The 16,434-nt window shown below is 67.5% G+C and carries 13 protein-coding genes; 9 read left to right on the top strand and 4 right to left on the bottom strand.

What is annotated here, in order from left to right; genetic code table 11:
- A partial coding sequence (locus tag GTP90_RS31850) for an MATE family efflux transporter (protein WP_175048314.1) occupies window positions 1–678 on the bottom strand: 678 nt, incomplete at its 3' end.
- A gap of 146 nt (window positions 679–824) precedes the next feature.
- On the opposite strand from GTP90_RS31850, the gene GTP90_RS31845 reads away from it, so the two are divergent.
- The 4 genes from GTP90_RS31845 (at window position 825) to GTP90_RS31830 (ending at window position 9,312) form a co-directional block, all read left to right on the top strand.
- The gene (locus tag GTP90_RS31845) at window positions 825–1,751 is read left to right on the top strand and encodes an ABC transporter substrate-binding protein (protein ID WP_371875154.1); all 927 of its coding nucleotides are present in this window, start codon (window positions 825–827) and stop codon (window positions 1,749–1,751) included.
- 111 nt (window positions 1,752–1,862) lie between these two features.
- Complete coding sequence (locus GTP90_RS31840; protein WP_161087273.1) at window positions 1,863–2,999, top strand: ABC transporter substrate-binding protein; 1,137 nt, start codon at window positions 1,863–1,865, stop codon at window positions 2,997–2,999.
- A complete protein-coding gene (locus GTP90_RS31835) occupies window positions 2,999–7,132 on the top strand; it encodes an EAL domain-containing protein (RefSeq protein WP_161087272.1) in 4,134 nt (1,377 codons plus the stop codon). Before GTP90_RS31840 ends, GTP90_RS31835 begins: the two co-directional genes overlap by 1 nt.
- Window positions 7,133–7,191: 59 nt before the next feature.
- A complete protein-coding gene (locus GTP90_RS31830) occupies window positions 7,192–9,312 on the top strand; it encodes a TonB-dependent receptor plug domain-containing protein (protein WP_254452140.1) in 2,121 nt (706 codons plus the stop codon).
- 31 nt (window positions 9,313–9,343) lie between these two features.
- On the opposite strand, the gene GTP90_RS31825 is transcribed toward GTP90_RS31830, so the two are convergent.
- Together GTP90_RS31825 and GTP90_RS31820 are read right to left on the bottom strand one after the other, a co-directional pair.
- Window positions 9,344–10,639: a glycosyltransferase gene (locus tag GTP90_RS31825; RefSeq protein ID WP_161087271.1), complete on the bottom strand. Its 1,296-nt coding sequence runs from the start codon at window positions 10,637–10,639 to the stop codon at window positions 9,344–9,346.
- A 102-nt stretch (window positions 10,640–10,741) separates the two neighbouring features.
- The gene (locus GTP90_RS31820) at window positions 10,742–12,379 is read right to left on the bottom strand and encodes a methyl-accepting chemotaxis protein (protein WP_161087270.1); all 1,638 of its coding nucleotides are present in this window, start codon (window positions 12,377–12,379) and stop codon (window positions 10,742–10,744) included.
- Window positions 12,380–12,566: 187 nt separating this feature from the next.
- Between GTP90_RS31820 and GTP90_RS31815 the strand changes: the two genes are divergently transcribed.
- The 5 genes from GTP90_RS31815 to GTP90_RS31795 all read left to right on the top strand — a co-directional run bounded on the left by GTP90_RS31815 (window position 12,567) and on the right by GTP90_RS31795 (window position 15,910).
- On the top strand, window positions 12,567–12,824 hold the full coding sequence (locus GTP90_RS31815; RefSeq protein ID WP_161087269.1) for a hypothetical protein: 258 nt from the start codon (window positions 12,567–12,569) through the stop codon (window positions 12,822–12,824).
- Window positions 12,825–12,937: 113 nt separating this feature from the next.
- Window positions 12,938–14,152 (top strand): SpoIIE family protein phosphatase, encoded by a 1,215-nt coding sequence (locus GTP90_RS31810; RefSeq protein ID WP_175048313.1) that lies wholly within the window; start codon window positions 12,938–12,940, stop codon window positions 14,150–14,152.
- A gap of 11 nt (window positions 14,153–14,163) precedes the next feature.
- On the top strand, window positions 14,164–14,721 hold the full coding sequence (locus GTP90_RS31805) for a SiaB family protein kinase (protein WP_161087267.1): 558 nt from the start codon (window positions 14,164–14,166) through the stop codon (window positions 14,719–14,721).
- 17 nt (window positions 14,722–14,738) lie between these two features.
- Window positions 14,739–15,125 (top strand): DUF1987 domain-containing protein, encoded by a 387-nt coding sequence (locus GTP90_RS31800; RefSeq protein ID WP_161087266.1) that lies wholly within the window; start codon window positions 14,739–14,741, stop codon window positions 15,123–15,125.
- Window positions 15,125–15,910, top strand: a complete 786-nt coding sequence (locus GTP90_RS31795) for a GGDEF domain-containing protein (RefSeq protein WP_161087265.1) — start codon at window positions 15,125–15,127, stop codon at window positions 15,908–15,910. The genes GTP90_RS31800 and GTP90_RS31795 overlap by 1 nt, the downstream gene beginning before the upstream one ends.
- Window positions 15,911–15,922: 12 nt before the next feature.
- Here the strand turns inward: GTP90_RS31795 and GTP90_RS31790 are convergent.
- A partial coding sequence (locus tag GTP90_RS31790) for an NAD(P)-dependent oxidoreductase (protein ID WP_308937327.1) occupies window positions 15,923–16,434 on the bottom strand: 512 nt, incomplete at its 5' end.

The following is a 16,434-nucleotide window of genomic DNA, read 5'->3' as shown; positions in this document are numbered from 1 at the left end:
GTCGTCGCGCGCCACGCGGATGTGCAGGTGCACGCGCCACATCAGCAGGTGCAGCGCCAGGCCGATGGCGCGGCTGGCCGCCAGCGCCGCCGCGTAGCCCGCCAGGCCCATGGCCGGCAGCGGCCCCCAGCCGTGCATCAGCGGGATCGCCAGCGCCAGGTGGCTGACATGCATGACCACCAGTACCGCCAGCGTGTCGCGCGTGCGCAGGTGGGCCCGCATCACGCCGGCCATCGAGGCGTTCCAGGCGTCCAGCAGCATGGCCGGCGCCAGCGCCTGCAGGAACGGCGCGGCCAGCGGCAGCACCTCGGCCGGCGCGTTGAGCAGGTGCAGCAGGCCGTTCGCGCCCAGCAGCGCCATCAGGCCGGTGACCGCGCCCAGCCAGGTGCTGGCGCCGACCACCGCGCAGGCGACGCGGTTGGCGGCCTCGCGCTGGCCGCCGCCGAGGTTTTGCGTGACCACCACGCTGACGCCGGCGCCGATGATGCGGAACAGGATGAACAAGGTGGCCGACACCTGGCTGGCGATGGCGAAGGCGCCGCCCGCCTCGTCCGAGATGCGCGACGCCAGCGCGGTGCCGACCACGCTGGAGGCGATCGCCAGCCCCAATTCGACCAGCAGCGGCCAGGCCAGATTGAACATGGGCGGGATGCGGATCGGGGTTTTGGCGGCGGGCATGTGGTTCCGGAGGGTATATGTTGCTAACAAGCCTTAGTTTACATCAACTGGAAGCGCTGTCAGTGCGGCCATTGAAACAATCTATGGCTGTAGAATCGTTAGCAAAGGATACACTTTCGCTGAATCAACCAGACACAACTATCATAGTGCGATTTACTCCCTCCACCGTCGTCCGTATTTGCGCCTTGCTGCTGGGTCTGCTTGGCGGGCGGGCCCACGCCCAGGCGTTGACGGTGTTGTATCCCGACATCGGCGAACCCTACCGCACTGTGTTCATGGAAATCCTGCAGGGCATCGAGGAGCAATCCCGGGCCAGGCCGCGCACGATCGCGCTGTCGGCAGGCAGCGACCCGGCGGAACTGCGCAACGCCCTCAAGAACGGCAAGGTGGTGATCGCCCTTGGCCGCCAGGGTTTGAAGGCGGCCTCCATGCTCGATCCAGCCCAGGCCGTGGTGATCGGCGGGGTCGGGACGGTGCCGGACGCCGACCGCCTGAGCGGCATCAGCCTGACGCCCGATCCCGCCCTGCTGTTCGCCATGCTCAAGAGCCTGCTGCCGGGCATGCGCCGGGTGCTGGTGGTGTACAACCCGGCCGCCAACGAGGGGCAGATCCGGCTGGCCCGCGAGGCGGCCCGCAACCTGGGGCTGGAGCTGGTCGCGCTGGAGGCGCGCGACCTGGCCGGCGCCGCGCGCGCCTACGAAGCCCAGTTCGCCGCCGCCGACGGCCGCCGCGACGCGCTCTGGCTGCCGCAGGACGCCACCACCGTCGAGGAAACCACCATCCTGCCGCTGGTGCTGAAGGAGTCGTGGAGCCGCAACCTGCCGGTGTTTTCCAGCAGCGTGTTGCACGTCAAGAAAGGCGTGTTGTTCGGCCTGTATCCGAACAATGTGCAACTGGGCCGCGACCTGGCCACCCTGGCGCTGTCCCTGCAAAACGGCGAAACGCCGAAACGGGGCGTGACGCCGTTGCGCGCGGTGCGCAGCGCGCTCAATTCCCGCACCGCCAGCCACATCGGCCTGAATCTTGTCTCTAGCCAACAACGGAGCTTCGACGCGGTTTTCCCCGAGCCCTAGCGCCCCGGCCGCTCGCGGCAATTTAATTTCCAGATTGCAAAGTCTCAGCTTATACTATGAAAGCATCTTAAGCGGGCCCGTCCTGGCGCCGTGGTAGCCATGCGGCAAAGTATGATGAAAAAAACACTATTACAACTACGGCGGCTGAGACACGCCGGCGCCCTGCTGCTGGTCGGCGTGACCGGCGCGACCCAGGCGGGCGGCGGTGTCATGCCGTCGGGCATCGCGCTGGTCAGCGCCAGCGCCGCGCACGGCGGCATGCTGCTGGCGCCGGTGGATCCGGCCGCACCGCCGTTGCAAGCCCCGTTGCGCGACGACGTGCGCCCCGTCACCCTGGCCCAGCTGGAAGACCAGCTGCGCCGTCCCGAATTGCAGGCCTCGATCGGCAAGGGCAGCATCGCGGTGGTCTATCCCAACGTCGAGGAGCCGTTCCGCTCGGCCTTCATCGCCATGATCCAGGGCATCGAGGAGCGCACCAAGCTCAAGGTGCGCAGCTACCCGGTCGATCCCAAGGTCGACACGGCCGAGCTGAACGCCACGCTCAAGCGCAACGGCACCAAGGTGGTGATCGCGCTGGGCCGCCAGGGCTTGAACGCCACCGCCGGCCTGGACCGCGAGATCGCCGTGCTGGCCGGCGGCGTGCTGCTGCTGTCCGACGCCGAGAACGTGATGGGCATCAGCATGACGCCCGATCCGGCCATGTTGTTCTCGCGCCTGCGCGCGCTGCTGCCGGAACTCAAGCGCGTGATCGTGGTCTACAATCCGCAGAAGTCCGAATGGCTGGTCAAGCTGGCGCGCGACGCGGCCAAGGCGCAGGGACTGGAATTGCAGGCCCACGTGGCCGGCGACCTGGCCCGCGCGGCCCAGTTGTACACGCAGCTGATCGCCGCCGCCGACAACCGCCACGACGCCGTCTGGCTGCCGCACGACAGCACCACCGTCGAGGAAAGCACCATCCTGCCGCTGGTGCTGCGCGAATCGTGGAACAGCGGCGTGCCGCTGTTCTCCAGCAATGTGCTGCACGTGAAGAAAGGCGCGCTGTTTGCCATGGTGCCCGACAACGTCGAGCTGGGCCGCACCTTGGCCGCCTCGGCGCTGGGCGTGATCGCCGGCGATGTGCGGCGCCGCCCGCTGGTGCCGCTGCGCGAGCTGCAGACCGCCATCAACCTCCGTACCGCCAGCCACATCGGCCTGCACCTGGGCGCCTCGCAACAGCGCAGTTTTGACTTTGTCTATCCTCAGCCCTGATGATCTCCATAGTCCGCAATTTCCTACGCAATACCGGTTTCCAGCGGCAGTTGACCGTCATCGTCTCTGGCGCCATCCTTGGCCTGGCGGTGTTCTCGGCGCTGATGAACTCGTGGGAAGCCAACGCCCGCATGCGCGACTACTTCATCGGCCAGGGCCAGCGCATCGCCGACAACCTGGCGCGCCAGAGCACGCTGGCGCTGCTGTTCCACTCGGCCGAGAACGCCCGCGAGGTGGTCAACTCCACGCTGTCCTTCCCGGACGTGGCGGCGCTGCAGATCATGGACGCCAAGGGCAAGGTGCTGTTGTCGCGCGTGGTGGCGGGCGCCACGCTGGACGCGGCCAACCTGGGCAAGCCGGTGTCCGCGCACGCCGGCCTGGTCGGCGAGACTTCCGACGGCTGGCTGTTCACCGCGCCGGTGTACGGCGGCCAGAGCGAGGCCTCGCCGTTCGAGCTGCAGGAACACCAGCAGCAGCTGCTGGGCTATGTCCATGTGCAGATCGCCAAGAGCACGCTCAAGCGGCTGACCTGGTCGCTCCTGCTGGGCAACCTGGCGCTGACCCTGTCGTTCGCCGTGGTGCTGCTGGTGCTGGGCCGCCTGCTGACGCGCCACATGATCAATCCGCTCAACGCGCTGTCGACGCTGATGCGCCGCGCCGAGGCGGGCGAGTCGGGCATGCGCGCCGCGCCGGCCGGGCCGCGCGACCTGATCGAGATGGCGCACGCCTTCAACCAGATGATGAACGTGCTGGAGCAGCGCGAGGCCGAACTGAAGGACTCGCGCGACGCCGCCGTCAACATGGCGCAGATGAAGGCGCAGTTCGCCGCCACCGTCAGCCATGAGGTGCGCACGCCGCTCAACGGCGTGGTCGGCATGCTCGACATGCTCAAGGAAACCCGCCTGACGCCGCGCCAGCAGGAGTTCGTCGACGTGGCCTGGAACTCGTCGCGCACACTGATCGCGCTGATCAACAACATCCTCGACTTCTCCAAGATGGAAGCGGGCAAGCTCAAGCTGGAGGAGACCGAGTTCTGCCTCGGCACCCTGCTGTCCGAGGTGCTGGAACTGGTGGCCCGTCCGGCGCAGCAGAAAGGCGTGGCGCTCAACTGGACCGTCGCGCCCGACGTGCCGGCCCGCATCGCCGGCGATTCGCTGCGGCTGCGCCAGATCCTCATCAACCTGGTCGGCAACGCCGTCAAGTTCACCGACCACGGCGAAGTGGCGGTCGATGTCGCGCTGGCGCCCGGCGCCGCGTTCGGCCTGCGCTTCGAAGTGCGCGACACCGGCATCGGCATGAGCGAGGACGTGCGGCGCCACCTGTTCGAAGCCTACGTCCAGCCCGACCCCGGCACCACGCGCCGCTACGGCGGCACCGGCCTCGGCCTGGCCATCTGCAAGCAGCTGGTCGAGCTGCTGGGCGGCCAGATCGGCGTCGACAGCGTGACCGGCGCCGGCACCACCTTCCGCTTCACCATCGCCTGCCGCGCTGCGCAGCAGCAAGTGGCGGCGCCGCCGCTGCCGATGCGTCCGCCGGTCGGCGCGCCCGCCGTGGCGCTGCCGTCGCCAACGCTGAGCCCGATACCGGTGCCGATGCCGGAGCGCCAGTTCCGCGTGCTGGTGGCCGAGGACAACCGCACCAACCAGATGGTGGCGGCCGGCATGCTGGCGATGAACGGCTGCGTCTGCGAATTCGCGGCCGACGGCGTCGAGGCCGTGCGCGCCGCCCAGCGCGAGCGTTTCGACCTGATCCTGATGGATTGCAGCATGCCGGAGATGGACGGCTACGAAGCCACCGCCCACATCCGCCTGGCAGAGCTGGCCATGGGCCGGCGCACGCCGCTGGTGGCGATGACCGCCAACACCCAGGCCGGCGACGCCGAGAAATGCCTGGCCGCCGGCATGGACGACTACCTGGCCAAGCCGATCACGCTGGTCGAGCTGCGCCACAAGCTGGAGAAATGGCTGCCGCACGGCGGCCCGCTGGCCACGCCGGTGCAGCACGCCAACCACACCCCGGCCAGCGCCACCGCGCGCGGTTACGGCGGCCCCTGCCCGGTCGACCCGGCAGTGTTCGACAAGCTGCGCGAAGTGCTGGGCGACACGCTGCCGCACGCCGTCACGCCGTATCTGGAGGACACGCCGGCCTGCCTGGAGGAACTCGAGCAGGCCGTGCAGGCCGGCGACATGGCCACCGCGCGCGCCCGCGCGCACGCGCTCAAGGGCTCGTCCGGCAACTTCGGCGCCGAGACGCTGGCCCAGCTGGCGCAGCAGGCCGAACATTTCGCGGCCGAGCACCAGCCGGAACAGATCGAACCGCTGCTGGCGCCGCTGCGCGCGCACTACGAGGCGCTGGCCGCCTTCCTGCACGCCGAGATCAGCGACGCCACGCCGCCGCAGGCGCAGGTGGCCGACGACCGCCCGCAAGTGCTGGTGGTGGACGACGACCGCAGCACCCGCAGCACCTTGCGCCACACCTTGCAGCGCGACGGCTTCCACGTCGAGGAGGCGGCCGACGGCGCCGCCGCGCTGGCGATGCTGGCGCGCTTCCAGCCCGACGTGATCCTGATGGACGCCATGATGCCGGTGATGGACGGCTTCACCGCCTGCGCCCGCATGCAGGAGCTGCCCAACGCCGGCGCCGTGCCGGTGCTGATGATCACCGCGCTGCAGGACAACTCGTCGGTCGAGCGCGCGTTCGCGGCCGGCGCCAGCGACTACATCCCCAAGCCCATCCACTACGCCGTGCTGTCGCAGCGGGTGCGCCGCATCATCGAGGCCAACCGCGCCGAGAAGCGCATCCGCCACCTGGCCTACAACGATGTGCTGACCAACCTGCCCAACCGCACCCTGTTCTTTGAGCTGCTGGCATCGAGCATCGACCAAGCGCGCGTGGCCGCCGACGGCCGCCAGGTGGCCGTGCTGTTCATGGACCTGGACCGCTTCAAGTACGTCAACGACAACCTCGGCCACGACGTCGGCGACCGCCTGCTGCAGGCCGTGGCCCAGCGCGTGCGCCAGACCGTGCGCGCCGACGACGCCGTGGCGCGCCTGGGCGGCGACGAATTCACCGTCGTCCTCAACGAGCTCGACAGCCCGGCCGCGGCCGCCACCGCCGCCCACAACATCGTGCGCGTGCTGTCGGCGCCGTTCCCGATCGACGGCCACGACATCTTCGTCACCGCCAGCGTCGGCATCGCCATGTACCCGCACGACGGCGGCGACGTCGCCACCCTGGTCAAGCACGCCGACAGCGCCATGTACCGCGCCAAGCGCACCAACAGCGGCTTCCAGTTCTACGAGGCGTCGATGGAGCATTCGATCTCCGAACACGTGCGCCTGGAGAGCGACCTGCGGCGCGCCATGGAACAGCAGCACCAGCTGGAGGTGTACTACCAGCCGCAGGCCAGCCTGTGCAACGGCAAGATCATCGGCATGGAGGCGCTGGTGCGCTGGTGCCATCCGACGCGCGGCATGATCCCGCCGGTGGACTTCATCCCGCTGGCCGAGGAGACCGGCCTGATCAATCCGCTGGGCGACTGGGTGCTGCGCACCGCCTGCGCGCAGCTGCAGCAGTTCCTGGCCGCCGGCCTGCCGCCGATGCGGGTGGCGGTCAACCTGTCGGTGCGCCAGCTGCTGCAGAAGGATTTCGCCGCCTCGGTCGAGGCCGTGCTGGCCGACACCGGCCTGCCGCCGCAGCTGCTGGAGCTGGAGATCACCGAGAGTACGCTGATGGAGAACGCCCAGGACACGCTGGCCGCGCTGCACCGCCTGCACTCGCTGGGCGTGCGCCTGTCGATCGACGACTTCGGCACCGGTTACTCGTCGCTGTCCTACCTCAAGCGCTTCCCGGTCGACATCATCAAGATTGACCGCTCCTTTGTGCGCGACGTGCCGCAGGACGCCGACGACGCCGCCATCATCAGCGCCATCATCGCGCTGGCCCACAGCCTGCGCCTGGAAGTGGTGGCCGAGGGCGTCGAGACCGCGGCCCAGCTGCAGTTCCTCAAGGGCCGCGAGTGCGACCTGATGCAAGGCTTCTATCTCAGCCCGGCGGTGCCGGCCGAACAGTTCGCCGAACTGGTACGACGACATGTAGACACGGCTACAACAGTCGCGGCGAAGATCTGCTAATTTTTACACATCGACAACAGCGGGCAGGCTAGAATCAAAAAAACGTCACAGGAGATAGCATGTTGAAAGCGTCGAGCGCCCACCGGCTGTACTGGACCGCGGCACTCGCCCTGCCGCTGCTGGCGATCCACGGCACGGTCCACGCCGACCCGGTCAGCGAAGAGGACGAACTGGCGCTGGTCTACGGCGCCAGCGACAGCGTCAGCATCGCCACCGGCAACCTGCAAACGCTGCGCCGCGCGCCGGCCGTGGCCACCGTCATCACGGCGGCCGACATCGCCGCCATGGGCGCGACCGATCTCGACCAGGTGCTCGAAAGCGTGCCCGGCGTGCACGTCAACCGCACGCCGAACAGCAATTCGCCGCTGTACGTGGTGCGCGGCATCGTCAGCGCCTACACGCCACAGATCCTGATGCTGCAAAACGGCGTGCCCATCACCACCTCCTACGTCGGCAACAAGGGCAACATCTGGGGCGGTTATCCGGTCGAGCACATCGCCCGCATCGAAATCATCCGCGGCCCCGGTTCGGCGCTGTACGGCTCGGACGCCTTCTCCGGCGTCATCAACATCATCACCAAGGGGCCGGGCGAAGTGTCGGGCACGGAAGCCGGCGCCCGCGCCGGCACCTTCCGCACGTACGACGGCTGGGTACAGCACGGCGGCAAGCTCGGCCCGGTCGAGGTCGCGGCCTACCTGCGCGTGGGCCGGTCCGACGGCAACGACCGCATCGTCGAGGCCGATGCGCAAAGCCGCAACGACGCGCTGTTCAAGACCCACGCCAGCCTCGCGCCGGGCCGGCTCAACAACCAGTACAAGGCCATCGACGCCAACCTGGACCTGATCTACGGCCAGTGGCGCGCCCGCCTCGGCTACAAGAAGCGCTACGACATGGGCACCGGCGCCGGCATCGCCTCGGCGCTCGACCCGCTGGGCCGCCAGCAGAGCGAACGCGTCACCGGCACGCTGGCCTGGGCCGAGCCGCAACTGACGCGCGACTGGGGCGTAGGCGCCAGCCTCAGCAGTCAGCAATACTCGCAGGAAGTCAGCGCCATCTACCAGCTGCTGCCGCCCGGCCTGACCTTCCCGACCGGCACCTTCCCCAATGGCATGCTGGGCGCGCCGGAATCCTTCGAGCGCAATTACCGCCTGGCCGGCTACGCCGACTACAGCGGCTTCAGCGACCACCACGCGCGCATCGGCGCCGGCCATGACGACCTGGAACTGTACCGCGCGCAGGAATTCCGCAATTTCAACTACGCGCCGAACGGCACGCCCATTCCGTTGCCGGCCGTGATAGACGTCACCAACACCACGCCGTTCATGCGGCCGCAGCGGCGCAAGGTCGACTACCTGTACCTGCAGGACGAGTGGAACTTCGCCAAGGACTGGAACCTGACGGCCGGCATCCGCCACGACCATTACTCGGACTTCGGCGGCACCACCAATCCGCGCCTGGCGCTGGTGTGGGACGCCAGCTTCGACCTGACCGCCAAGCTGCTGTACGGGCGCGCCTTCCGCGCGCCGGCCTTCCTGGAAAGCTACGGCATCAGCAATCCGGTCGCGCTGGGCAATCCGAACTTGAAGCCGGAGCGCAACGCCACCACCGAGATGTCGTTCAACTGGCAGGCGCGCACCGACGCCACCGTCAACCTGACCTTCTATCGCTACGATATGAAGAACATCATCCGCACCGTGGTCAACCCGGTGCCGGGCACGGGCGCCACCTACGCCAACGCGGGCGACCAGCGCGGCCACGGCGTCGAGCTGGAATCGAGCTGGAACGTGACACGCGACCTGCACCTGTCGGGCAACTACGCGTGGCAGCGCTCGACCGACCAGACCACCCACACCGACGCCGGCTACGCGCCGCGCCAGCATGCCTACGGCCGCGCCGACTGGACCTACGCCAACGGCTACCAGGCCGGCGCGCAGCTGAACTGGGTGGCGGGCCGCGAACGCGCCTTCGGCGACGCCCGTCCCGCCATCGCCGACTACACCACGGTGGACCTGACGCTGGCCACCCGCAACGGCCGCAACCAGTGGAACTTCGCGCTGGCGCTGCGCAACGCCTTCAACGCCGACGTGCGCGAACCGAGCCCGGCGCCGGGCCTGAGCCTGCCGCACGACTTGCCGATGGCGCCGCGCGCCGTCTCGCTGCAGGCCTCGTATAAGATGTAGGTGGACCTGAGGTCCCGGCCCCGGGACTGCCTCAAAAAGCGCCAGGCCGGCCTGGCGCCGCAGGATACAGCGCGGCTTCAACGCGATCCAGCAGCCAAGGCAAGCCCGGGTGCTGATCCACCTGCTGCGCCAGCCTGCGGCATGCCTGCGCCACATCCGTGGATGCCAGCAAGCGCGCGAGCCGCGTTTGCATGCCCCGCACCGACAGCCGCTTTGCCAGCAGCACATCGGCAACACCCAAGCGCCTGGTGCGTTGCCCGTTGTCGAACTGATCGTAGGCATAGGGCACGATCAATTGAGGCACGCCCGCCCGCAAGGCTTCCGCAGTGGTGCCGATGCCGCCGTGATGCACCACGGCCGCCACACGGGGCAACAGCGCGCTGAAAGGGACATGGGATTGCCACATGACGCTGGCTGGCAGCGAAGCGGGCAACTGCGCCGCATGCGGCGTGAGAAACAGACCGCGCCGGCCAAGCCGTTCCAGCACCTTGGCCGCGATGTCGAAATAGCGCGCGGCATGCTGGTGCCCTGTCCCTGGGGTGAAGACTATCGGCGCGGCGCCGTCGGACAGGAACTGCTCCAGCCCAGGCGACAGGCCCGCTGGTTCCTTCACGGAGGTGCCGACAAAATCGCCTTCCGAAAAAGCCTGCGGCCAATCGGGCTGCGCCGACGCGTACCAGCGCGGAAACAAGCCCAGCGAAGCATCCGGCGCAGTCAGCATATGCTCAAAGAAATGCGCCACCGCCGGCAGCCGATGCTGGGCGCGCATCGCGTTCAAAGTGGGCAAGGTGACGGGATCGACCCACACCTTGTGTATCAGCCTCCACAGCGCCTGCCGCCAGCTGATGGGCACCCAGGACGGGATGGACAACGATCCCGCCGTCAGCATATCGTAACTGCCGCACAGATTGGACGGAGCGAGGTAGGCGCAGACTATCCGCAAATCCGGGCGGACGGATCGCGCCAGCGCGGCCATCGGGACCAGTAACGGGTGGCACAGCACCACGCATTCCTGCTCCGCAGGAAGTTCCTGGATGCGCTGCCGCAGGGTGCCGAGATTGGGCAGCAATGCGTTCCAGACCACGCGCCATCCCTTGCGCTCATCCCAAAGGTCGGGCAGGTCCAGCATCGCCTGAAATTCATCACGCGAGCCGAAGGTCCGATACGGCACGCCAGCCGCCTTGACGCTGGCCTCGTGATAACCTGGCACCAGCATCAACACGCGATGTCCGCGTTCAAGCAGGCCTCGGCCTAGCGTGACGAAGGGAACGATGTCCCCGCCCGTACCGCTGGTGGCAATGATGGTGAGCGGCTGTCGCACAGGCATTCCTTGGTGTCGGGACAAGCCGCCATGGTATGCATGCGGGTACGCATTATCAAGAACTAATTGCTGGCAAACCTGCACCCATCGGTCTGCCCGGGGGCAGGGTCAGGCCGCGCGACGGAGCCGGGGCGCTTCCGTCGACAAGGTCTTGCGCGTCGCAATCGCAGGGAATTGATGTATGCGACGCTGGCTCCAGCCGCCATCGATCTTGAAGGAACCCACCAGCTGCGCCAGTTCGCGCGCCTGGTCCTGCATCGCATCGGCCGCAGCTGCGGCCTCCTCGACCAGCGCGGCGTTCTGCTGCGTGACGCCGTCCATGTCGCTGATGGCGGCGTTGACCTGCTCGATGCCGTGTTCCTGCTCGGCGCTGGCGGCGCTGATGGCCGACATGATGCCGGTCACCTTCTCCACGCTCAGCACGATCTCCGCCATCGTCGCGCCGGCCGTCTGCGCCAGCTCGCTGCCGCTGGCGATGCGCTCGGCCGATTCGTTGATCAACTGCTTGATCTCCTTGGCCGCGCTGGCCGAGCGCTGCGCCAGGTTGCGCACCTCGGACGCCACCACGGCGAAACCACGTCCCTGCTCGCCGGCGCGCGCCGCCTCCACCGCGGCGTTGAGCGCCAGGATATTGGTCTGGAAAGCGATACCGTCGATCACGCTGGTGATGTCGACGATCTTGTGCGCGTACTCGTTGATGCTGGCCATGGTCCGCACCACCTCCGATACCACCGCGCCGCCCTTGCCCGCCACGTCCGACGCCGACTCCGCCAAACGGTTGGCCTGGCGCGCGTTGCCGCTGTTCTGCCTGACGGCCTCCGTCAGCTCCACCATCGCCGACGCCGTTTCCTCCAGCGCGCCGGCCTGGTGCTCGGTGCGGCGCGACAGATCCATATTGCCGTTGGCGATCTCGCGCGAGGCGGCGTCGATGGCCACCGCGCCGTCGCGCACGCGGCCGACGGTTTCCGCCAGGCGGCCGGTCATGTGGCTGAGCGCATCGAACAGCTGGCCCATCTCATCGCTGCGGCCGTGCTGGATGGCCACGCGCAGTTCGCCCGCCGCCACCTGCCCGGCCAACGCCAACGCGCGCCGCAGCGGCTGCACGATGCTGCGGGTCAGCGCCAGCGCCAGCACCACGCCCAGCGCCAAGGTCGCCAGCCCCAAGACCGCCAACAGCACGCGGCTGCCCTGGAACTGGCCGGCCGACTGCGCCGCCAGCGCCTTGGCCTGCTGCGTCTGGTACGCCAGCAGCTTGTCCAGCGCGCCGGTATAGGCCCCGAACACCGCCGCCATCTTGTTGTCCAGCAGATCGCCGACTTCCTGCGTGCGGCCGCTATCCTTCAACTTGAACAGTTCCGCGCGCAGCGCCAGATAGGCGCTCTTGCGGGCGGCCACGACGCGCAACAGCTCCGCTTCCGCGCCCTGCGCCGGCATCGCCGCCAGCCTGGCTTCCATCGCGGCGGCCAGCTTCTCGCCGGCGGTCAGCTGGGCCTGGAAGATGTCGCCCACTTCCAGGCTGTCGCTGCGCGCGATGGAGGTGGCGCGCAGCCCGTTCAGCTCGACGATGCCCAGCAGCTCGGAGGTGAGCTGCTGCTTGGCCAGCTTTTCGTCGACCAGGTTGGACGTGGTGTCGTTGGCCGTCTGCAAACGCCACAGGGCCACCGCCGACATGCACGCCATCAAAAACAACAAGGCCGCAAACGAGGCCATCACGCGGACACCGGTATTCAGCTTGGGCATTTTCATGACTTTTCAATAAAAGAAGTGCGTTTCGATCAAAATGGCGCCAGTATGCCCGCCAAATATGACGCGACTATTACCGTACGGCAATCTTTCTTCATATGTTTATTACGAAACAAAAGGTATTTTTTTTGAGAAACTTTTCGAATGACTCGTATATACTGGTTCCTCATACTCGCCTCCCATGAAAACCGTGAGCACACACCCTATCGCCGAAGCCGAACTGCTGAAATCCGAACAAGACGCCGTGCTCGCGCTGAGCAAACTGTTGCAGATCTGGTACAACGAGGCCGGGCTGCACGGCATGCTGCGCTCGCTCGACGCCACGCTGGCGCAGTGCCACGCCATCCGCGAGGAATTCGCCGCCGAGGGCGAGCCGCAGCGCGTCAACGCCGAGCGCGGCGCCATCAGCCAGCACCTGGGCTTCATGCTGTCCCTGTGCGCAGACTGATAACACTCTTTTCTTTTGGTTAAGATGTAATGGCCCGGTAACAATTTCCCACTAGCATTACGGGCACTGAAGTCAACCAAAGGTTACAGCCCGTGGAGTTCAACGCCTCTCGTTTGCACCTGCCCCGTTTCCGCCTGTCCGTCGCCGCCGACCTGTGCGTCGAGACCGTCTCGGTGCCGTCCGACACCAGCAATTTCGGCGTGCTGGAGCTGTTCACCGAGCGCCGCGACCTGATGAGCTTGCCCGTGATCGAGGGCGACCGCCCCATCGGCCTCATCAGCCGCAACATCTTCATGTCGCAGATGTCCAAGCCCTTCTACCACGAGCTGTACGGCAAGAAGAGCTGCATCGCCTTCATGGACAAGGAACCGCTGATCGTCGACGCCGCCATGAGCATCGAGGCGCTGACCTTCCGCGCGGTCGAATCGGGCGAGAAGGCGCTGGCGGACGGCTTCATCGTCACCCGCGACGGCGGCCTGGCCGGCGTCGGCTTCGGCCTGCAGCTGATGAACGTGGTGGCCAATATGCAGGCCGAAAAGAACCGCCAGATCATGCACAGCATCGACTACGCCAGCGTGATCCAGCGCTCGCTGCTGCGCCCCTCCGACCTGGCGCTGCGCGAAGCGCTGAAGGACGCGCACCTGGAATGGCAGCCGCGCGACGTCGTCGGCGGCGACTTCTATCACTTCGCGCGCTACCCGGACGGCTGGTTCGCCGCCATCGCCGACTGCACCGGCCACGGCGTGCCGGGCGCCTTCATGACCTTGATCTCCTCGTCGACCCTGGCGCAAGCATTGCAGCAACTGGGCCCGCGCGATCCGGCCGCGCTGATCGCCGAGGTCAATCGCGGCGTCAAGAGCATGCTGGGACAGGTCGACGAGCGCCACGGCCTGCACGGCGCGCCCGCCTCCAACGACGGCATGGACGCCGCCTTCCTGTGGTTCGACAACGCCAGCCGCCAGCTGCACTTTGCCGGCGCCAAGCTGCCGCTGTTCCAGCTCGATCCCGACCAGCAGGCGGTGCAGACGGTGGACGGCGACCGCATGGGCGTGGGCTACGTCGACACGCCGCTCGACTACGCGTGGACCAACAAGACCATCGCCGTCCCGGAACGCAGCCTGCTGTTCCTGACCACCGACGGCTTGATCGACCAGATCGGCGGCGCCAAGGACATCGCCTACGGCAAGCGCCGCATGCGCGACGTGCTGCTGGCCCAGCGCGGCGCCGGCGCGCGCGACGTCAGCGACGCCATGCTGGCCGACTACCAGGCGTGGCAAGGCGAACAGCCGCGCCGCGACGACCTGACCTTTTTCTGTTTCCGCCCATAGGAGCGCCGATTTTGCTGTACGAAGAATTCAACGATTTCTGGGACGTGGCCCGCAAGCGCCACATCATCTTCTTCTACGTGGGCTATTTCTCGCAGCACGTGGTGGCCGCCATCTCCGAGACCATCAAGGCCCGGCTGGACACGGCCGGCGCGGCGGGGCCGACGCGGCGGCGCATCTTCTCGTCCTTCGTCGAAATGTCGCAGAACATCATGCACTACTCGTCGGACACGCTCACGCCGCACGAACAAAGCGACAACCAGATGCGGCGCGGCTCCTTCTGCATCGGCATGAAGGACGACAGCTTCTTCCTGCTGTGCGCCAATCCGGTCGACAGCGCCAACGTGGAGCGCATCCGCAGCCGCCTTGAGCCGCTGCACACGATGACGATGGAAGAAATCAAATCCGCCTACAAGAAGGCGCTGCGCGACGAGACGCCGGCCGACAGCAAGGGCGCGGGCCTGGGCTTCCTGACCATGGCGCGCGACGCCAGCGAACCGCTGGAGTTCGAGTTCGTGCAGGAAGCACACAACCCGGCCACCACGGTGTTCTGCATCAAAGCGATAATTTAAAAAGTACTGGAACAGTCATGGAACCACTCTACATCAGCGCCTCGCCCACCTCGCCGGAAATCGACTTCCGCTTCGACCAGGACACCTTGTCGATCAAGGGCGAGTCCTACCCGGAAAACGCCGCCGCCTTCTACGGCCCGGTGATCGCGCGCGTGCAGGCCTACCTGGACGCCTGCAATGACGCCAGCATCACGGTCAACGTCTCGCTGGCCTACTTCAACAGCTCCAGCACCAAGATGCTGTTCTCCTTCTTCGACGCGTTGAACAAGGCCGCCATGGACGGCAACCAGGTGCGCCTGAACTGGTACCACGACGAGGACGACGACACCATCCTCGAATTCGGCCAGGAGCTGCGGGACGATTTCGGCGCGCTGGACTTCCACGACCACCCAGTGAGCAACTGATGATGACCATTCCCGGCCGCGACGAAGCCGACCTGTTTGCGCTGGAAAGCGCGGCGCTGGCCAACGCCAGGTCCGCCCACGCCGATCCGCGCGCCGACGCCCGCGCGGCGCTGGCCGAGATGATCGTCCACTACGAGCGCCTGATGCGCGAGAGCCGCCGGCTGATCCGCCGCAGCGACCGCGCCGAGCTGGATATGAACCAGATGAACCGCCAGCTGCACGAACTGGCGCAGCAACTGGAATACCGCGCCACCCACGATCCGCTGACCGGTGCGCTCAACCGCGCCGCCGTCATCGAGCAGGCCAGCGGCTGCCTGGCGCGCGGCGACATGGCGCTGATCGTGCTGGACATCGACCACTTCAAATGGGTCAACGACGATTTCGGCCACCCGGCTGGCGACGCCGTGATCCAGACCGTGGTGAGCTGCCTGCAGGCGCTGCTCGGCCCCGATGTGGCCATAGGCCGCGTGGGCGGCGAAGAGTTCTCGGTGGTGTGGCCGACCAGTTCCATCGACGAGGCGCAGCAGGTGGCGGCCAGCATCTGCGACGCCATCGCCGACCAGGTGTTCGCCGCGCCCATCGACCGCCAGATCACGGCCAGCGTGGGCCTGAGCTGGAACCGCGCCGGCACCAGCTTCGAAACCGCCTACAGCCACGCCGACGAAGCGCTGTACGCCGCCAAGCGGGCCGGCCGCAACTGCGTCAAAGTCCACGCGCCGCTGCCGCCGCCGCATCCCACCGCTACCCCGCCGGCGCCCGAAGACGTGTCAGCTCCGTGCCATTGATCTAACCGGTCGTCACGGCACGGGCGTCAACAGGGGCTGGCCGCCGAAGTGGGCCAGCAGGTTGTCGACCACCAGCTGGCCCATGGCGTGGCGGGTCTCCACGGTCAGGCTGCCCACGTGCGGCGTCAGCACCACGTTTTCCAGTTCGCGCAGCGTGGCCGGCACGTGCGGCTCGTTGTCAAACACGTCCAGCGCCGCCATGCCCAGCGTGCCGTCGCTAAGCGCGGCGACCAGCGCCGCCTGGTCCACCAGCGACCCGCGCGAGACATTGACCAAGGTGCCCTCCGGTCCCAGCGCCGCCATCACCTCCGCGTCGATGGCGTGCCGCGTGGCCGCGCCGCCCGGCGCGCACACCACCAGGTAATCGCTGGCCCGCGCCAGTTCCAGCAGCGAGGCGCAGCGCACCACGGCCACGCCGTCGACCGCGCGTGGCTGGAAGTAGCGCGTGCGCATGCCGAAGGCCGCCGCCCGCGCCGCCACGGCCTGGCCGATGCGCCCGAAGCCGTACACCCCGCACTCCTTGC

It is taken from the genome of Duganella vulcania (assembly GCF_009857655.1).
GTDB classification, from domain to species: domain Bacteria; phylum Pseudomonadota; class Gammaproteobacteria; order Burkholderiales; family Burkholderiaceae_D; genus Rugamonas; species Rugamonas vulcania.
Note: the sequence above shows the minus strand (reverse complement) of the source record. Positions and strands in the feature narration are given on the sequence as shown.

Bases quoted from the DNA above. Each gene is read 5' to 3' on its own strand.
- GTP90_RS31795 (WP_161087265.1), top strand. From the start codon at position 15,125: ATGATGACCATTCCCGGCCGCGACGAAGCCGACCTGTTTGCGCTGGAA.
- GTP90_RS31820 (WP_161087270.1), bottom strand. From the start codon at position 12,379: ATGAAAATGCCCAAGCTGAATACCGGTGTCCGCGTGATGGCCTCGTTT.
- GTP90_RS31825 (WP_161087271.1), bottom strand. From the start codon at position 10,639: ATGCCTGTGCGACAGCCGCTCACCATCATTGCCACCAGCGGTACGGGC.
- GTP90_RS31840 (WP_161087273.1), top strand. From the start codon at position 1,863: ATGATGAAAAAAACACTATTACAACTACGGCGGCTGAGACACGCCGGC.
- GTP90_RS31835 (WP_161087272.1), top strand. From the start codon at position 2,999: ATGATCTCCATAGTCCGCAATTTCCTACGCAATACCGGTTTCCAGCGG.
- GTP90_RS31830 (WP_254452140.1), top strand. From the start codon at position 7,192: ATGTTGAAAGCGTCGAGCGCCCACCGGCTGTACTGGACCGCGGCACTC.
- GTP90_RS31800 (WP_161087266.1), top strand. From the start codon at position 14,739: ATGGAACCACTCTACATCAGCGCCTCGCCCACCTCGCCGGAAATCGAC.